Raw genomic sequence first — 15213 nt, 5'->3', positions numbered from 1 at the left:
GGTCGGTCCAAGCCGGGAGTCCCCGAGGAACCCCGCGCCATGCCGACCCCAAGCCTGCTGATCGACCCCCTCACCGCCACCGACCTGCCCGCCGCCACCGAGGTGGTCCGCCTGGCCTTCGCCACCTGGATGGGCGCCGCCGAGCCGGGGGAGTTCTGGAACGACCGGGACTATGTGCGCAGTCGCTTCGCCGCGCCCCATACCGCCTGGTTCAAGGCGCAGGACGGTGAACGGCTGGTCGGCGTGGTCTGCGTGACCCGCTGGGGTCGCCACGGCATCCTCGGACCTCTGGCGGTGCATCCGGACTACTGGGACGCCAAGGTGGCCAAGGCGCTGATGGGCGCCGCGGTGGCGCAACTCGATGCCTGGCAACTGATTCATGCCGGCCTGTTCACCTTTCCCGATAGCCCGCGCCATCTGGGGCTCTACCAGGGCTTCGGCTTTTGGCCACGCACCTTGACGGCAGTGATGGCGCGCCCCGTGCAGCCGCACGCGCTACCACCCGCCCATAGATTTTCGCTGGCTGTCGAGCCTGCCGCGCTCCTGGCGGCCTGCGCGGAGCTGGGCCAGGCCAACGCCCCCGGGCTCGACGTCTCCGCCGAGATGGCGGCGGTACAGGAGCAACAACTGGGCGAGAGTCTGGTGCTGCAGGATGCAGAGGGCCGCGCGGAAGGCTTCGCCATTTGCCATTTCGGCCCACGCAGTGAGGCGGGGGCCGGGGTGTGCTATGTGAAATGCGCGGCTGTCCGGCCGGGTCCGGGCGTCGAAGACCGCTTCGCTCGTCTGATCGCCGCCTGCGATGGCCTGGCGCGGCAGCAGGGCCAGCAGCGGCTGCTGGCCGGGGTCAACACCGCACGCCTGGGTGCCTACCAATGGCTGCTGGCCGCCGGCTTTCGTAGCGAGATCCTGGGCATCACCCTGCACCGCGGCGATGCCCACTACGACCGGCCCGAGGTCTGGCTGCTGGACGACTGGCGCTGATCGCACGCCCCTCCTGCGATCGAAAAAAGCTCTAGATCGCACTCAAGAGCGAAGCGGCCGGGCCGATACACTGTACTCGCTCGTGCGCAGTCCTTGCCGCGGCTAACCCTTTCCGAGGATTCCATCATGGCGTTGCTCAAGCATTACTCGATCATGCGTGCGCTGACGGTATTGGCCGAGGCCACCGAGCAGGCCACACCGCTTTCCAATACCGGCGCCTACCAGGGGACCGCCGCGCTGGCGCGCCTGGCCAACGGTATCCAGGGATTGCTGGCGCAGCAGCACGAATTGGAGCAGCAGGTGCAGGCCTTGAGCCAGGACAACGCGGCCCTGACCGCCCGGGTAGCCGACAGCGAAGCCCTCGCCAAGCGCTTGGGGACCCGCTTCGAACTGGTCAGCCAAGGCTCCAGCGAGGGCCTGTGGGACATGGAGGTGGTGGCCGGCGATCCGGTCAATCCGCGCAATGCCTTCTGGTGGTCGGATCAGTTCCGCGCCATGCTGGGCTTTCGCGATGAACGTGATTTCCCTAACGAACTCGGCAGCTGGGCGAAGCGCCTGCATCCCGAAGACAGCGCCTATGTGCTGGATGCCTTCGCCGCCCACATGAAGGATCGCAGCGGCCAGACGCCCTACGACGTGCAATACCGCATCGCCCTGAAATCCGGCGAGTACCGCTGGGTGAGGGCCACCGGTGCCACCCTGCGGGACGAACGCGGCGTTCCGTTGCGGGTCGCCGGCTCGCTGCGCGACATCCACGAACAGCGCCTGCGCGACCAGGAACTCGATGTCACCCTGACCCGATTCGAGCTGGCGCGGGAGATGCTCAACGATGGCCTCTGGGACATGGCAATAAGCTACGAGGATCCGCAAAAGCCCACGAAGTCCTACTGGTGGTCCCCACAGTTCCGGCGCCTGCTCGGCTATGAAACCCGCGAAGAATTCCCCGATGTGCGAGACAGTTGGGATTCGCGCATCTATCCAGAAGATCGCGAGCGCGTCCTTGAGGCCTTTCGTGAGCATACCAACGACCGCACCGGTCGTACCGGCTTGGACATCACCTATCGCCTGGTGCTGAAGAACAACGAGGTGCGCTGGTTCCGCGCCCGTGGCCAGACCAAGCGCGCTCCTGACGGCACTCCGCTACGGGTAGTGGGAGCCCTGGCTGATGTCCATGCCACCCATGAGCAGGACGCCTTGCGCGAGGCCCAGGAAGCCCAGCACCGTACCATGGAAGACAACCTGCACAAGGTCACCGAGATCGTCGGCTCCATCCAGGGCATCGCCGCCCAGACCAACCTGTTGGCGCTCAACGCGGCCATCGAGGCGGCCCGGGCTGGTGAAGCCGGGCGGGGTTTCGCCGTGGTGGCGGACGAAGTACGCAAACTGGCGACCCGCACCTCCGAGGCGACGCAGCGGGCGGCCGACATGATCCGCAAATAGCGGGCCGTGGCGTCAGGCGTTGTCCGCGGTCGCTTTCTTGCGCGAGCGACTGCGTGGCTTGGGCGCCGGTGGGGCGACGCTGCTCTGGATGCCGCCGACCTGGGTCAGGTTGTCGTCGGGTTGGTCTTCCAGTTCGCGGTTGGCGCGAAACCAGTGGTCGAAATCCTGGCCGTGCGGGCGGCCTTCGCGCTCCCAGATTTCATAGGCGCGTTGGCGGATACGTTCTTCGAGACTCATGGTGAGTGACTCCAGGCAAAGGGCAGGGGGAACAGGCGGTAGAGCCGTTCCTACCCTGACTAGGCTGGCGGCGTCGGCAAAAGTTTCTCCGTGCGCAGCGTGCGCCAAGCCATGGCTGCCGCTTAATGGGCTCTGGCTGGCTGCTTCTGGCCGGGTGACCGTTCGTCGGTAGCGGCCTAGCCGTGCCAGGCGCGTCGATAGGCACCAGGCGCCACGCCGTAGGCCTGCTTGAACTGGCGACTGAGGTGGCTCTGGTCAGCGAAGCCCAGTTGCAAGGCCACTTCCAGTGGTGCCCAACCGGCGCGCAGCAGCCCTTGGGCGCGGGTGAGGCGTTGCTGCTTGAGCCAGGCATGGGGCGGCAGACCGGTCGCGCGGCGGAACACCCGCAGGAAATGAAAGGGCGACAGCCCCACCGCCTGGGCCAGTTCTTCGAGACTCGGCGGTTGCTGCAAGCGCTGGCTGAGCAACTCCCGGGCGCGCTGCACCGCCAGGGGTTCACGTCCCGGCTCCGGTAGCGCGCCGAGGCGCGCATGGCGACCGAACAATAGGAGCAGGGCCTCGCGCCAGGCGGTCTGTTGCTCCAAGGCCTCGGCGCCCTGGTCGGCCAGGCGATGTAGATGGCCGAAGGCGGCGCTGACCTGGGAGTCCTGCAGCACGCTGGTGGCGAAGGCCGGGGTGGCCTTTAGCGGGCGCCCCAGCTCGGCGAAGACCGGCGCCAGTTGCGCCAGCGTCGGATAGAAGCCGCGGTATTGCCAGCCTTCCGCCACTGCCGTGGCGCCGGTGTGCAATTCGTCTGGATTGATCAACACCATGCTGCCCGCGGCCGCCAGGTGCTCGGCGCCACGATGGCGAAAGCGCTGGGCGCCACGCTCGATCACGGTGAAGACGTAGCCCTCGTGCACATGGGGCGCGAAGCGCTGCCGCCGATACTGGGCGTGCAGCAATTCGACCCCGCCCAGTCCGCGGGCGGACCAGAGGCGGGCGTTTTCTTGTCGTTCTTTCATCACGTTCTCGCATGGGCCTGACTCCACCTTAGCGCGCTACAACAGCCAGCGCAGCAGATAGAACACCCCCATGCTCAGGACCACCGTGGTCAGCACCCGCCGCGTCCAGAGCATCAGCCCCACGGCCGCCAGGCCGGCCAGCAGGTAAGGGTTGAGCAGGGTGGCGGTCAGGGAGGCGTCGCCCGAGATCAGGATGGGCCCGCAGATGGCGGTGAGCATCCCCGGCACAGCGAATTCCAGGAAGGTGCGCAGGTTGCGTCCCAGGCGCAACGGCAGGCGCGGTTCGAGGAAGACATAGCGATTGAAGAATACCAAGGCGGCCATGCCGAGCAGGGTGGCGATGATCATGCCCCGGACTCCCGCAGCCGGCGCACGACGAAGCCCACGCTCATCCCGGCCAGCCCGCCCAGTACCAGGGCGCCCTGCCACTGCAGCTGATGCAGCCAGACCGAGACCAGCAAGGCGGTGAGCACGCAGGCGACGGTGGCCAGGTCGCGCACCAGCGGCACCACCAGGGCGATGAAGGTGGCGGCGATGGAAAAGTCCAGGCCCAGGGCGCCCAGGTTCGGCAGCACCCGCCCCAGCAGCAGGCCGGCGAGGGTGAACAGATTCCACAACAGATAGAAGCTCAGGCCCATGCCCAGGGCGCGCCAGCGATCGAAGCTGGCCGGTTGCTCGGCATGGTTCAGGGCGAAGAATTCATCGGTGAGCAGGAAGCCGAAGCCCAGCCGCCAGGGTAGCGGCTGAGGCGCCAGCACCCGTCTCATGTGCAGGCCATAGAGCAGGTGCTGGGAGGTCAGCAGCAGGGTGGTCAGCAGGATGGCGGCGAGGCCCGCACCCGCCTTGAGCATGCCCAGGGCCACCAGCTGGGCCGCACCGGCGAACACCAGTAGGGAAAAGGCCTGGCCTTCCAGGACGCTGAGCCCGGTCTCGATGGCCAGAGCGCCGACCAGCAGGCCCCAGGGCGCGCAGGCCAGCGACAGCGGCAGGATCTGCCAGGCGCCCTGAGCAAAGGCGCGGCGGCGGGAAGGGGGCATCGGCAGGGCTCCAGCGGGCAAGGGATGCCCAGGATGCCGCGCCTATCCCTGGCTCGTCTTGAACATTCTTGCGCCCTCAGCCTTCCAGCAGCGCGAACAGCTCCAGATACTGCTTGGTCAACTTGTGGCTCGGGTCCAGGTGGATCAGCGGACGATGCTGCTGGTGCGATTCGCGCATCTTCACCGAGGCCATCAACGGCGCTGCCAGTACCGGCAGGTCGCGCGCCTGGAGTTCTTCGATCAGCTGGCGCGGGGTGCTGGCCTGGGCGTGGTATTGGTTGATGACGATGCCCTCGACCGTGAGGTGCTCGTTGTAGTCCTCGCGGATCTCCTCCAACTCCTCGATCAGGTCGTACAGCGCCTGCTGGGCGAAGACATCGCAGTCGAAGGGGATCAGGCAGCGGTCGGCGGCGATCAGCGCCGAGATACTGTAGAAGTTCAGCGCCGGCGGGGTGTCCAGGTAGATGCGGTCGTAGTCTTCGCCGAGTTTTTCCAGGTACTTGGCCAGCTTCTGGATCTTGTACTTGGCTTCCAGCTTGAACTGCAGCTCGGTCAGCTCGCCGGAGGCGGCGATCAGGTCGAGATTGGGCCAGGCGGTGGCGTGGATATTGGCCTGGGCCTTCTTGCCGCCACTCAGGGTCTGCTTGAAGAAGTCGGCGATACCGTGGGGCAGGTCGTCGCCCACCTGGCCGGTGAGGTACTGGCTGGAATTGGCCTGGGGGTCCAGATCCACCAGCAGGGTGCGGTAGCCCTCGTGGGCGCTGATGGCCGCCAGATTGCAGGCGATGCTGGACTTGCCGACGCCGCCCTTCTTGTTGAAGACCACGCGGCGCAGGGCATGACCGGACGGAGAGCTGTGTGCGTTCATTGAGTCGTCTCGACAGAGATGGAAAGCCAGAGGCGCAAGGCCTGATCGACCGTTTCGCTTATACCGAAATGCCACGGTCGGACGATGACGAATTTATGGCCATTGCATGACAGCCGTATGACGAGCCTAGCGCAGCGGTGGAACCTTGGCGTCTGCCGGGCCTTCGAACTCGGCAAGCCCCTGCCGAGAATCCGCCATGACCGCCCTCCGGTTCCCCGCTCTGTTGCTGCTCGCCTGCGCCCCGCTGGTCCAGGCCGCCAATGACACCCGTTCCCCGGTGCCGACCCCAGGCGCCCCCGCCCAGCCCGATACCCGCGTCCTCGAAGCCGGTGCCGATCTGCTGCAGCGCAAGCCGCCCATCGCCGCCCTCAACACCTACCTGGACGGCTTCCACTTCTACAACGGCCACCCCAAGAGCCAGATGGAAGCCCATCACTATTGCAGCGTGCTGGGCGAGGAAATGTTCCAGTGCGTGATCTACGACGGCAACGTCGCCGAGGCCAAGCTGATGGGCGTCGAGTACATCATCAGCGAGCGGCTGTTCAAGACCCTGCCCGAAGCCGAGAAGGCGCTGTGGCATAGCCATGTGCACGAGGTGAAATCCGGTCAGCTGATCGCGCCCGGCGTGCCCCAGGTGGCCGAGCACCGCCTGATGGACAAGCTGGTGCACACCTACGGCAAGACCTGGCATACCTGGCACACCGACCAAGACCTGGAACTGCCGCTCGGCGTCCCCCAGTTGATGATGGGTTTCACCGCCGACGGCCAGCTCGATCCCACGTTGCTCGCCGAGCGCGATCGCCGCCTGGGCGTCGCCACCACCGAGACCAAGGCCGCCCGCGCCGACCTGCCGACGCCCGCGGTCGGCCCCGGGGCCGATGGGTGGCAGCAGGGCAAGGTGATCCAGCTGCAGGACCCCACCGGCCAGCTGCATGACCATGACAGCGAGCACAACGAAGAAGGTGTCAACGCCAGTTCGAACAAGCCGTGAGGCGGATAGCCATTCACGCCAGCTTGATCGCCACCGCCCCGGCGACGATGGCCAGGCCGGCGCAGACTCGCCCCAGCGGCAAGGATTCACGCAACCAGACCACCCCGATCAGCAGGGCGAACAGCACGCTGGTCTCGCGCAGCGCCGAGACCAGGCCGATGGGCGCTCGGGTGGTGGCGACGATCACCAGGGTATAGGCCAGCATCGACATCACCCCGCCTGCCAGGCCCGCGCGCCAGTGCGGGCCCAGGCCGACGAAGGCCTGGGTACCGCGGGTCAGGCGCAGCACCAGGGCGGCCACCACCCCGTTCACGGCGAACAGCCAGAGGGCATAGGCCACGGCATCGCCGCTGGCGCGGGCGCCGAGGGCGTCGGCCAGGGTATAGCTGGCGATGAAGGCACCGGTGGTGAAGGCGCAAACCAGCAGCGCGAGACTCGGCGGTGTACCGCGGCGGGCGCCGAGCAGCGCCATGAGCGCAAGGCCGGTCACCAGCAGGCCGAGGCCGAGCAGCGCCGGCGGGGAAAGGGCTTCGCCCAGGGCGAGGAAGGCCACCCCACTGACCAGCAGCGGCGCGCTGCCACGGGACAGGGGATAGACCTGGCCCAGGTCGCCATAGCGATAGGCGCGGGCGAGAAAGGCGTTGTAGCCGATGTGCAGCAGGGCGGAGAGGGCGATCCAGGGCCAGGCGGCGGCCGGCGGCAGGGCGACGAAAGGCAGCGCCAGCAGCGCCACGATACCGGCGCCGATCTGAATCAGGCTGGCGGTGAGAAAGCGGTCGAGACCGATCTTGAGCAGGGCGTTCCAGCCGGCGTGCAGCAGGGCGGCGAGCAGTACCAGGGCGAACAGGGGCGTAGTCACTTGGCCTCCGGCCAGGCGGGTCCACTAGTCTAGCCCAAGCCACCTTCCGCGACTGCGCCCTTGGCGCCGGGACATTGCAAGCCGCACACTAGCGCGGTATTCCGCTACCCCGCCAGGATGGCTGCCCATGACCGCCACTGCCCCTATTCCACCGGAATCGCTCCCGGCGCCCGCGACGCCCCGCCATGGCGCGGTCGGCCTGGCCCTGGTCGCCGGGCTGTCGCTGCTGGCGGGCATGACCGATGCCATCGGTTTTCTCGCCACCGGCGATTTCGCCTCCTTCATGAGCGGCAACACCACCCGCCTGGCCACCGACGTGGCCGCCGGTCGGTGGTCCACCGCCGCGCACCTGGCCGCGGCCATCGGCGTCTTCGTGCTGGGCAACGCCGGGGGCGTACTGCTGCAACGCCTGACCCGCCAGCGCGCCTGCGTACTGCTCGGGCTGCTGGCCCTGCTGCTGGCCGTGGCGGCCAGCCTGCCGGACGCCCGTCTGGCCTTCTTGGCCGGGGTGTTCGCCATGGGCATGGTCAACGTGGTGGTGGAGCAGGTCTATGGCCTGCCCATTGGCCTCACCTATGTCACCGGTGCCCTGTCGCGTTTCGGGCGCGGCCTGGGCCGCTGGCTGCTGGGCGAGCGCCGCCGCGGCTGGGGGATACAACTGGTGCCCTGGCTGGGGATGCTGCTCGGTGGGGTGCTGGGCGCCCTGCTGGAGGCGCGCCTGGGGCTGGCGGCCTGGTACGCCAGCGCCGGCTGCGCGGCCATCCTCGCGGTGATCTTCCGGCTGATACCGCGTTCCTGGCAGCTGGGGTATCTGGCCTCATGAGCGCGTCGGTATCCGCCCTCGGCGTCGTCGCCCGCGATCCTGAACTGGGCCAGACCAAGATCCGCCTGGCCTTCGTCCTGCCGGTCTCGGTCTATGTCATCGGCGCTTGGGCCTGGGGGCTGTTCGATACGGGCGTCCTCTTGGCCAACCTGGCGTGCTACGCGCTGTTCACGCTGCTGGCCTTGGCGCTCTTCTTCGAAGTGCGCCGGCGACCGGGAGTGAAACCCTGGCGCCGCCTGCTGGCCATGAGTCTGGACTTCAGCGCCATCACCTTTTCCTCCATCACCAGCGGCGAGGCCCTGCTGCCGCTGTTCGGCGTGCTGCTCTGGGTCACGGTCGGCAATGGCCTGCGCTACGGCCGTGGCTATCTGCTCTTGGCCACCCTGCTGTCGCTGACCGCCATGGGTGCCACCATCGCGGGGATGCCCTTCTTGCAGCGCTATCCCACGGTGACGCTGATGATGCTGGTGACCGCGCTGCTGGTGCCCGGCTATGTGTATTTCCTGCTGACGCGTATCCAGCAGTCGCTGGGCGAAGCCGAGGCCGCCAACCAGGCCAAGGCGCGCTTCCTGGCGCAGGCCAGCCATGACCTGCGCCAGCCGATCCATTCCATCGGCCTGTTCACCGCCTGCCTGCGCGATGGCCAACTGAGCGCGGACCAGGGCCGGCTGGTCGATAACATCGACCGCTCCCTGCTCGGCGTGGAACAGCTGTTCCGCTCCCTGCTGGACATCTACACCCTCGATCAGAAGCAGATCAAACCCCGGCGCACGGTGGTCGACGTGGATACGCTGGTGGACGATCTGGTCCGCCAGAATGCCGAGGCCGCGCGCTGGGCCGGGGTGGAGATCCGCTGGCGACGCTGTGGACTACAGGTCTACAGCGATCCGGCGCTGCTGCTCACCTCGCTGCAGAATCTCCTGTCCAATGCCCTCAAGTATGCGCCCGGGCGCCCGGTGCTGATCGCCGCTCGCCGCCGCTCGGGCCGGCTGGCCCTGGCGGTGTACGATCAGGGCCCCGGCATCGCCGCCGAACACCTGCCGCACCTCTGCGAGGAATTCTATCGGGTACGGGAAGCGCGGGATCGTGACATCGAGGGCGTCGGCCTGGGGCTGTCCATCGTGCAGCGCATCGCCAGGCTGCTCGAACTGCGGTTGAGCATCCAGTCTCGACCGGAGCGGGGTACCGTGGTCATCCTGCAGGATCTGCCCCTGGCCACCGTCGCGCCCGAGCTACGGGTGCGGCCGCCGAGCGGACCGCGGCAACTGCTCACCGGCTGGCGCGTGCTGCTGATCGAAGACGACGCCAACGTACTGCTCGCCACCGCGACCCTGCTGCGCAGTTGGGGCTGCGAGGTCACCACCGCCACCAGCATTCCCTGCGGTGCCGTGGCCTGCGACCTGGTGATCACCGATTTCGATCTCGACCGCAGCGCGTCGGGCGCCGATTGCATCGCCTATCTCAACCGGCTGCAGGGGCGGCGTATCCCGGCCATCGTGATGACCGGGCACGACATCCCGCACGTACAGCAGACCTTGGGCGACCCCGAGATTCCCGTGCTGGCCAAGCCGGTACGGCCAGCGGAGTTGCGCGCCCTGCTGCTGGCGTCTCGCGTCGCCGCTAACTGAGCGGGCGGCGCACCCCGAGGCCGGCCTGGGCGCCAAAGGCCGCGGCGGCCACCCGGGTCCCCACGCCCAGGGTACGCAGCAACGCAGAGACGTGGATACGGACAGTGAAGGGCGAGATGGCCAGACTCCGGGCGATCTCCTTGTTGCTCAGTCCCTGGGTAATCAAGCCGAGCACCTCCAACTGACGCGGTGTCAGCGCCTGCAATGGGTGATCGGACAGCGTGGCCGTCGCGGCCAGGGTCGCGCTCGCGTAGCGCACCACCGGCTGACCGGCGAGGATGGCGGTAATGGCCTCGGCGATGGCGGTAGGCGGCAGGGCCTTGCCGATGAAGCCATCCACGCCAGCGGCCATGATGTGCTCGATCACCGTCGGGTCTTCGAGCATGGAGATCACGATCAGGGTGCTGCGGTTGAATTCCTGGCGTAGCGCGCGCAACGAGAAGCTCAGGTCCTGGCCGGGGTAGAGCAGGTCCAGCAGCAAGGCGGTCGGCGGCCCGTCCTGGCGTGCCAGCTCCAACACCTGTTGCAGGCTTTCGGCCTGCTCTACCCGTGCCTGAGGTTGCAGCTGGCACAGGATGCGCGCCAGGCCTTCGCGAAAGAGAGGGTGGTCGTCGGCGACGATGAAGCGTTCCATCGGTAACTATCCCGGGGCCGCGTCAGCGGGTGGCGAATCCGCCTGGCGGTCCAAAGCCTTTAGTCTAGCGCAGCGCCCCCAGGGGCGGCCATTGGTAATACTGTTTGTTTCCGGCCGCCAGATATCAGCCGGCCTGGGAAGCTTCCCGCACACCGCTGGCGGTGTCCGCCGGATGACGTCTGAAGGGTCCCAATTGCCGGCGCATCAGCCACTCGAAGGCACCGGCGAGCAGCACCGCCGCGCAGGCCAGGCCCAGCGCCAGGCCCCACCAGACGCCATGCGGGCCGAGGCCCGCCTGCACGCCCAGCAGCCAGGTGCTGCCGGCGCCGATCAGGCAGTAGCAGAGCAAGCCACCATAGAAGCCCAGGCGCGCCTGGTGGATACCGCGCAAGGCGCCCTGGGCGATGCACTGGGTGCCGTCGAAGATGACGAACAGTGCGGCGATCAGTACCAGCTGGCGTGCCAGCTCCGCCACCGGGCTGTGGGCGTCCGCCAGGAACAGCCCCACGAACCAGCCGGGAAAGCACCAGAACAGCACGGCGATGCCCAACATCACCACGGCGCCCCCGCCGATGGCCAGGCGCCCTACCAGCAATACCTCGCGCGGCCGGCCCGCGCCCTGGTGCTGGCCAATGCGGATGCTGGTGGCATAGGAGAGCCCGGCCGGCAGCATGAACACCAGGTACACCAGTTGGTAGGCGATCTGGTTGGCTGCCAGCGCCGTGGTGCTCAGCGTCCCCATGCACAGCGCCGCCGACAGGAACAGACAGGCTTCCACCGCATAGGTACCGCTGATCGCCAGGCCCTGGCCAAGGGTATCGGCCAGCGCACGGCGATCCGGCCGGCGCAGGTAGCGGGCGAGGCGGTAGGGGGCGTAGGCCGGATGCCGAGTGATGTACAGTGCCAGGCACAGCGCCGCGCCATTCATCACCACCGCGGTCACCGTGCCGATGCCCGGCAGTCCTGGCTGTGGCAGCCCGCCCCAACCGTGCAGCAGGGCCAGGTTGAGCAGCGCATTGAGCGCGGCCGCGCCGAGCACGATGGTCAATACCGGGCCGGGGCGCTCCAGGGCGCTGGTGAAGCCACGCAGGGTCATGAACAGCAGATGGCCGGGCAGGGCGAAGGCCAGGCAGCGCAGGAAGACCGCTGCCGCCTGGCGACTCTCCTCCGGCTGGCCGGCCAGCGCCAGCAGCGGCTCGATGTTCCACAGCAGGCAGCCGGCCAGCAGCGCCAGGGCCAGGGCGATCCAGATCCCCGCTGCCGTCACCGCCGCCACGCCCTCGGTGTCTCCTGCCCCGCGGCGCAGCGCCGCCAGATTGGCTACCGCAGTGATCACCCCGATGCAGATCACCGAGACGAAGGAATACACCGACGCCCCCAGCCCACCCCCGGCCAGCGCTGCCGGCCCCAGGCGCCCCATCATCAGGGTGTCGGTGAACACCATGGCCACATAGGCCAACTGGGCACCGATCAGCGGCAGGGCCAGGCGCAACAGGGCGAGCAATTCATGGCGCGGCGAAGACATGGCGATCTCGAGGAAAGGGGCGACAGACGACAAGAACTCATTGTTCGACCACAGCGCGCGCTCCACAATCGGAAAATAGCCATGCCACCCATGAGTCAGAGTCATGCCCGAGCATGCTTCGCGCTTGCCGCCGCTCTATGCCCTGCGCGCCTTCGAGGCCGCGGCCCGTCACGGCTCCTTCACCCGCGCCGCCCAGGAGCTGTCGTTGACCCAGAGCGCGGTGAGTCGCCACGTGCGGACCCTGGAAGAGACCTTCGGCTGTCGGCTGTTCGAGCGTGCCGGTCGCCACCTGGTCCTGACCGAACCCGGCAAGCTGCTGCTGCCGGGCCTGAGCGAAGGCTTCGAGGCCCTGGCGCGCGCCTGCGGCAATCTCGCCGTGGAAGAGGGCACCCTGCGCCTGAAGGCGCCCACCACCCTGTCGCTGCGCTGGCTGCTGACGCGGCTGGCGCGCTTCCGGCAGGCCAGTCCGCAGCTGGATATCCAACTCACCAGCGTCTGGATGACCAGTGACCGGGTCGATTTCGTCCATGAGCCCTTCGATTGCGCCGTACTGCTGGGCGACGGTCTCTTTCCGGCAGACTGGGAGGTGGTGCCGCTGTTCGAGGAATGGCTGGTGCCGGTCTGTTCGCCAGCGGCGGCCCGTAGCGGGGTATGGGACGTGGCCCGGCTGCAACGGGAAGAGCTGCTGCATCCCACCTTCGACCGTCGCGACTGGCGGCGCTGGTTGCAAGCCATGGGGCTGACCCAGGCGGTGCCGGTGACCGGCGGCCAGGTATTCGACACCCTCGAACTGGGCATGGCCGCCGCCGCGCGCGGCTACGGCGTTTCCATCGGCGATCTGGTCATGCTCGCCGAAGACGTGGCGGCCGGTCTGATCGCGTTGCCCTGGCCCGATGCCGTGGCCAGTGGCGCGGGTTACTACCTGGTCTGGCCGCGCGCGCGCCGCGGGCAGGCACGCTTTCGCCAACTGGCGGATTTTCTCCAGCGGGAAGTCGCGAGCCAGACACTGCCGAGCGTGTTTCGCCATAAATAAGGCGCCAGACAATCGTCATTTCCTTTAGTTCGTCGCCCTCCAGCCGATAAACTACCGTTGAGTCTTTGAAAAGGCCGTCGTAGAGCGGTTTCTAGGCAAATAGCCCTCGTCATCCATTTTTCTGCCCTAAAGGGACATAAACACCCAGGAGCACCCTATGGTCATTTCCCCCCGTCGTACCAGTATCGCGCGACAACTTGCGCTCGCCCTGAGCCTGGTACTGGTGATCGTCATCGCGGGCAGCTGCCTATTCGCCCTGCACGCTTTGAGCGTGTCCATCGAAGGCACCCAGCGCAAGCACCTGAGCAGTGAGGCCCAGTTGCTCGCCGATCAGCAGAGCACCTTCCTCGCCACCCTGAAGGTCAGCACCCAGCGCCTCGCCAATCTGTTCGAGCGGCGTTTCGATAGCGGCCTGAGCCTTTCCGGCGAGCGTCTGCCGCTGGTCGGAAGTACCGCGCCCGCGCTGCTGTTCGATGGTAAGGCGCTGAACAATGACTTCACCCTGGTCGATGACTTCACCCGGCTGACCGGCGGTGTCGCCACCATCTTCGTCCGTGATGGCGACGACTTCACCCGAATCACCACCTCCCTCAAGAAGCAGGACGGCGCCCGCGCCATAGGTACCCAGCTCGATCGCAAGCATCCGGCCTATGCCGGCCTCTTGCAGGGTCAGGGCTATGTCGGTCGTGCCCAGCTGTTCGGGCGCTCCTACATGACCCAGTACACCCCGGTGCGCGACGGCGCCGGTAAGGTCATCGCCGTGCTCTTCGTCGGTTTCGACTACACCGATGCCCAGGCCCAGCAACTGGCCCAACTGAACAAGCTGCGCATCGGCGAAACCGGCTCCCTGGCCTTGCTCGACGAGCAAGGCCACTGGCTGGTACCGCCGGCCAATGCCAAGCACAGCGACCAGCTACTCGCCGAACTCAAGGCCAAGCCGCGGCAACACGAATTCAACTGGAGTGACGGCAACGAGGACTTCCTCAGCGTCAGCGCCCCGGTCGAAGGCGAAGGCTGGACCGTGGTCGCCACCCTGCCCAAGGCGGAACTGGTGGCTCCCGTGCATGCCGTCGGCCTGCGCCTGGCCATCGGCAGCCTGATCGCCCTGCTGCTGGCCGTGGCCGCCTCGGTACTGCTGCTGCGGCGCAAACTCAGCCCGCTGGCCCAGTTGGTGGAACGCGCCCAGGCCCTCGGTCGTGGTCAACTGAGCGTGCGCGTCGAGGCACGTAGCCACGACGAGATCGGCGAACTCGCCCACAGCTTCAACCAGATGGCCGACGCCCTGGCGTCCACCGTCGAACAGGTGCGCGGCTCCTCGCGCGCGGTCACCGAGCGTTCCCAGCAACTGAGCCAGCTCTCCGAGGAAACCCTGCGCCGCTCCGCCGAGCAGTCCAGCCAGATCGACAGCATGGCCAGCGCCGTGGAGGAATTCAGCGCCACCGCCCAGAACATCGCCGACGGCATGCAGCGCACCGAGCGCCTGGTGCAGGAAAACGCCCAGCAGACCCGTACCGGTACCCAGGCCATGCAAGGGGCCTCGGGCGCCCTGGAGCAGATCGCCGACTCGCTCTCCAGCACGGCCGAACTGATCAAGGGCCTGGACGACCGCTCCCAGCAGATCGGCGGCATCATTGGCGTCATCAGCGGGATCGCCGAGCAGACCAACCTGCTGGCGCTCAACGCGGCCATCGAAGCCGCTCGCGCCGGCGAGCAGGGCCGCGGCTTCGCCGTGGTCGCCGACGAGGTCCGTCAATTGGCCGGTCGTACCAGCGCCGCCACCCGCGAGATCTCGCAGATGATCGGTGCGGTACAGGACGAAACCCAGCGCGCCATGGGTGCCATCGACGAAGGCAACCGTCTCATGGAGCAAGGGCTGGCGCGCAACGCCGATGTCGCCCAGGCCCTGCGCAGCATCGACCTGCAGGTCGCCGAGGCGGTCGACCAGTTCTCCGGCATTGCCCAGGCCACCGCCGAGCAGAGCACCACGGCCACTGCCCTGAGCCGCAACATCCAGGCCATCGCCGTGGACAACGCCGCCCAGCGCGATGCCGCCGAGGGCCTGGCCGGCACCGCCGGCGAACTCCGCCACCTGGCCGAAGAGCTGAGCGCCGAGGTCGGTCGCTTCAGCTAAGGCCGCTCTGGCCGGTCATGAC

At 67.6% G+C, this 15213-nt stretch carries 15 protein-coding genes; 7 read left to right on the top strand and 8 right to left on the bottom strand.

Annotation, left to right across the window (positions count from 1 at the left end):
• Positions 1-39: 39 nt before the first annotated feature.
• Positions 40-981, top strand: a complete 942-nt coding sequence (locus CCZ28_RS14855) for a GNAT family N-acetyltransferase (RefSeq protein ID WP_140219154.1) — start codon at positions 40-42, stop codon at positions 979-981.
• 126 nt (positions 982-1107) lie between these two features.
• A complete protein-coding gene (locus CCZ28_RS24845) occupies positions 1108-2421 on the top strand; it encodes a methyl-accepting chemotaxis protein (protein ID WP_140219152.1) in 1314 nt (437 codons plus the stop codon).
• 12 nt (positions 2422-2433) lie between these two features.
• On the opposite strand, the gene CCZ28_RS14845 is transcribed toward CCZ28_RS24845, so the two are convergent.
• From CCZ28_RS14845 to CCZ28_RS14825, 5 genes are all read right to left on the bottom strand, one after another.
• Complete coding sequence (locus CCZ28_RS14845; protein WP_140219150.1) at positions 2434-2658, bottom strand: DUF2934 domain-containing protein; 225 nt, start codon at positions 2656-2658, stop codon at positions 2434-2436.
• A gap of 176 nt (positions 2659-2834) precedes the next feature.
• Positions 2835-3662 carry an AraC family transcriptional regulator gene (locus CCZ28_RS14840; protein ID WP_140219148.1) on the bottom strand — a complete coding sequence of 276 codons (828 nt, stop codon included), beginning with the start codon at positions 3660-3662 and terminating at the stop codon, positions 2835-2837.
• A 36-nt stretch (positions 3663-3698) separates the two neighbouring features.
• Complete coding sequence (locus CCZ28_RS14835; RefSeq protein WP_140219147.1) at positions 3699-4010, bottom strand: AzlD domain-containing protein; 312 nt, start codon at positions 4008-4010, stop codon at positions 3699-3701.
• Positions 4007-4699, bottom strand: a complete 693-nt coding sequence (locus CCZ28_RS14830) for an AzlC family ABC transporter permease (protein WP_140219145.1) — start codon at positions 4697-4699, stop codon at positions 4007-4009. Before CCZ28_RS14830 ends, CCZ28_RS14835 begins: the two co-directional genes overlap by 4 nt.
• A 76-nt stretch (positions 4700-4775) precedes the next feature.
• Complete coding sequence (locus tag CCZ28_RS14825) at positions 4776-5534, bottom strand: ParA family protein (RefSeq protein ID WP_140221357.1); 759 nt, start codon at positions 5532-5534, stop codon at positions 4776-4778.
• Between the two features lie 229 nt (positions 5535-5763).
• On the opposite strand from CCZ28_RS14825, the gene CCZ28_RS14820 reads away from it, so the two are divergent.
• Positions 5764-6558, top strand: coding sequence for an OBAP family protein (locus CCZ28_RS14820; protein ID WP_140219143.1), 795 nt, complete (start codon positions 5764-5766; stop codon positions 6556-6558).
• A gap of 13 nt (positions 6559-6571) precedes the next feature.
• Here CCZ28_RS14820 and CCZ28_RS14815 read toward each other — a convergent pair whose 3' ends face one another.
• Complete coding sequence (locus CCZ28_RS14815) at positions 6572-7417, bottom strand: EamA family transporter (RefSeq protein WP_140219142.1); 846 nt, start codon at positions 7415-7417, stop codon at positions 6572-6574.
• A gap of 127 nt (positions 7418-7544) precedes the next feature.
• Here CCZ28_RS14815 and CCZ28_RS14810 point away from each other — a divergent pair, with 127 nt between their 5' ends.
• Positions 7545-8240, top strand: a complete 696-nt coding sequence (locus CCZ28_RS14810; protein ID WP_140219140.1) for a YoaK family protein — start codon at positions 7545-7547, stop codon at positions 8238-8240.
• Positions 8237-9868, top strand: coding sequence for an ATP-binding response regulator (locus tag CCZ28_RS14805; RefSeq protein WP_140219138.1), 1632 nt, complete (start codon positions 8237-8239; stop codon positions 9866-9868). Before CCZ28_RS14810 ends, CCZ28_RS14805 begins: the two co-directional genes overlap by 4 nt.
• On the opposite strand, the gene CCZ28_RS14800 is transcribed toward CCZ28_RS14805, so the two are convergent.
• Entirely contained in the window at positions 9861-10502 is a 642-nt protein-coding gene (locus CCZ28_RS14800; protein ID WP_140219136.1) for a LuxR C-terminal-related transcriptional regulator, read from the bottom strand. The two genes, CCZ28_RS14805 and CCZ28_RS14800, sit on opposite strands and share 8 nt — an antisense overlap.
• Before the next feature lie 124 nt (positions 10503-10626).
• Positions 10627-12027: a NorM family multidrug efflux MATE transporter gene (locus CCZ28_RS14795; protein ID WP_140219134.1), complete on the bottom strand. Its 1401-nt coding sequence runs from the start codon at positions 12025-12027 to the stop codon at positions 10627-10629.
• Between the two features lie 103 nt (positions 12028-12130).
• Here CCZ28_RS14795 and CCZ28_RS14790 point away from each other — a divergent pair, with 103 nt between their 5' ends.
• Together CCZ28_RS14790 and CCZ28_RS14785 are read left to right on the top strand one after the other, a co-directional pair.
• Positions 12131-13060: a LysR substrate-binding domain-containing protein gene (locus CCZ28_RS14790; protein ID WP_140219132.1), complete on the top strand. Its 930-nt coding sequence runs from the start codon at positions 12131-12133 to the stop codon at positions 13058-13060.
• Positions 13061-13223: 163 nt separating this feature from the next.
• Positions 13224-15191, top strand: coding sequence for a methyl-accepting chemotaxis protein (locus CCZ28_RS14785; RefSeq protein WP_437179225.1), 1968 nt, complete (start codon positions 13224-13226; stop codon positions 15189-15191).
• Positions 15192-15213 lie beyond the last annotated feature (22 nt).

The sequence above is a fragment of the Pseudomonas oryzihabitans genome (assembly GCF_006384975.1).
GTDB classification, from domain to species: domain Bacteria; phylum Pseudomonadota; class Gammaproteobacteria; order Pseudomonadales; family Pseudomonadaceae; genus Chryseomonas; species Chryseomonas psychrotolerans_B.
This window is presented reverse-complemented; position numbering and strand designations above follow the sequence as displayed.

Coding starts and splice junctions, on each gene's coding strand:
- CCZ28_RS14855 (WP_140219154.1), top strand. CDS start 40: ATGCCGACCCCAAGCCTGCTGATCGACCCCCTCACCGCCACCGACCTG.
- CCZ28_RS24845 (WP_140219152.1), top strand. CDS start 1,108: ATGGCGTTGCTCAAGCATTACTCGATCATGCGTGCGCTGACGGTATTG.
- CCZ28_RS14845 (WP_140219150.1), bottom strand. CDS start 2,658: ATGAGTCTCGAAGAACGTATCCGCCAACGCGCCTATGAAATCTGGGAG.
- CCZ28_RS14840 (WP_140219148.1), bottom strand. CDS start 3,662: ATGAAAGAACGACAAGAAAACGCCCGCCTCTGGTCCGCCCGCGGACTG.
- CCZ28_RS14835 (WP_140219147.1), bottom strand. CDS start 4,010: ATGATCATCGCCACCCTGCTCGGCATGGCCGCCTTGGTATTCTTCAAT.
- CCZ28_RS14830 (WP_140219145.1), bottom strand. CDS start 4,699: ATGCCCCCTTCCCGCCGCCGCGCCTTTGCTCAGGGCGCCTGGCAGATC.
- CCZ28_RS14820 (WP_140219143.1), top strand. CDS start 5,764: ATGACCGCCCTCCGGTTCCCCGCTCTGTTGCTGCTCGCCTGCGCCCCG.
- CCZ28_RS14810 (WP_140219140.1), top strand. CDS start 7,545: ATGACCGCCACTGCCCCTATTCCACCGGAATCGCTCCCGGCGCCCGCG.
- CCZ28_RS14805 (WP_140219138.1), top strand. CDS start 8,237: ATGAGCGCGTCGGTATCCGCCCTCGGCGTCGTCGCCCGCGATCCTGAA.
- CCZ28_RS14800 (WP_140219136.1), bottom strand. CDS start 10,502: ATGGAACGCTTCATCGTCGCCGACGACCACCCTCTCTTTCGCGAAGGC.
- CCZ28_RS14795 (WP_140219134.1), bottom strand. CDS start 12,027: ATGTCTTCGCCGCGCCATGAATTGCTCGCCCTGTTGCGCCTGGCCCTG.
- CCZ28_RS14790 (WP_140219132.1), top strand. CDS start 12,131: ATGCCCGAGCATGCTTCGCGCTTGCCGCCGCTCTATGCCCTGCGCGCC.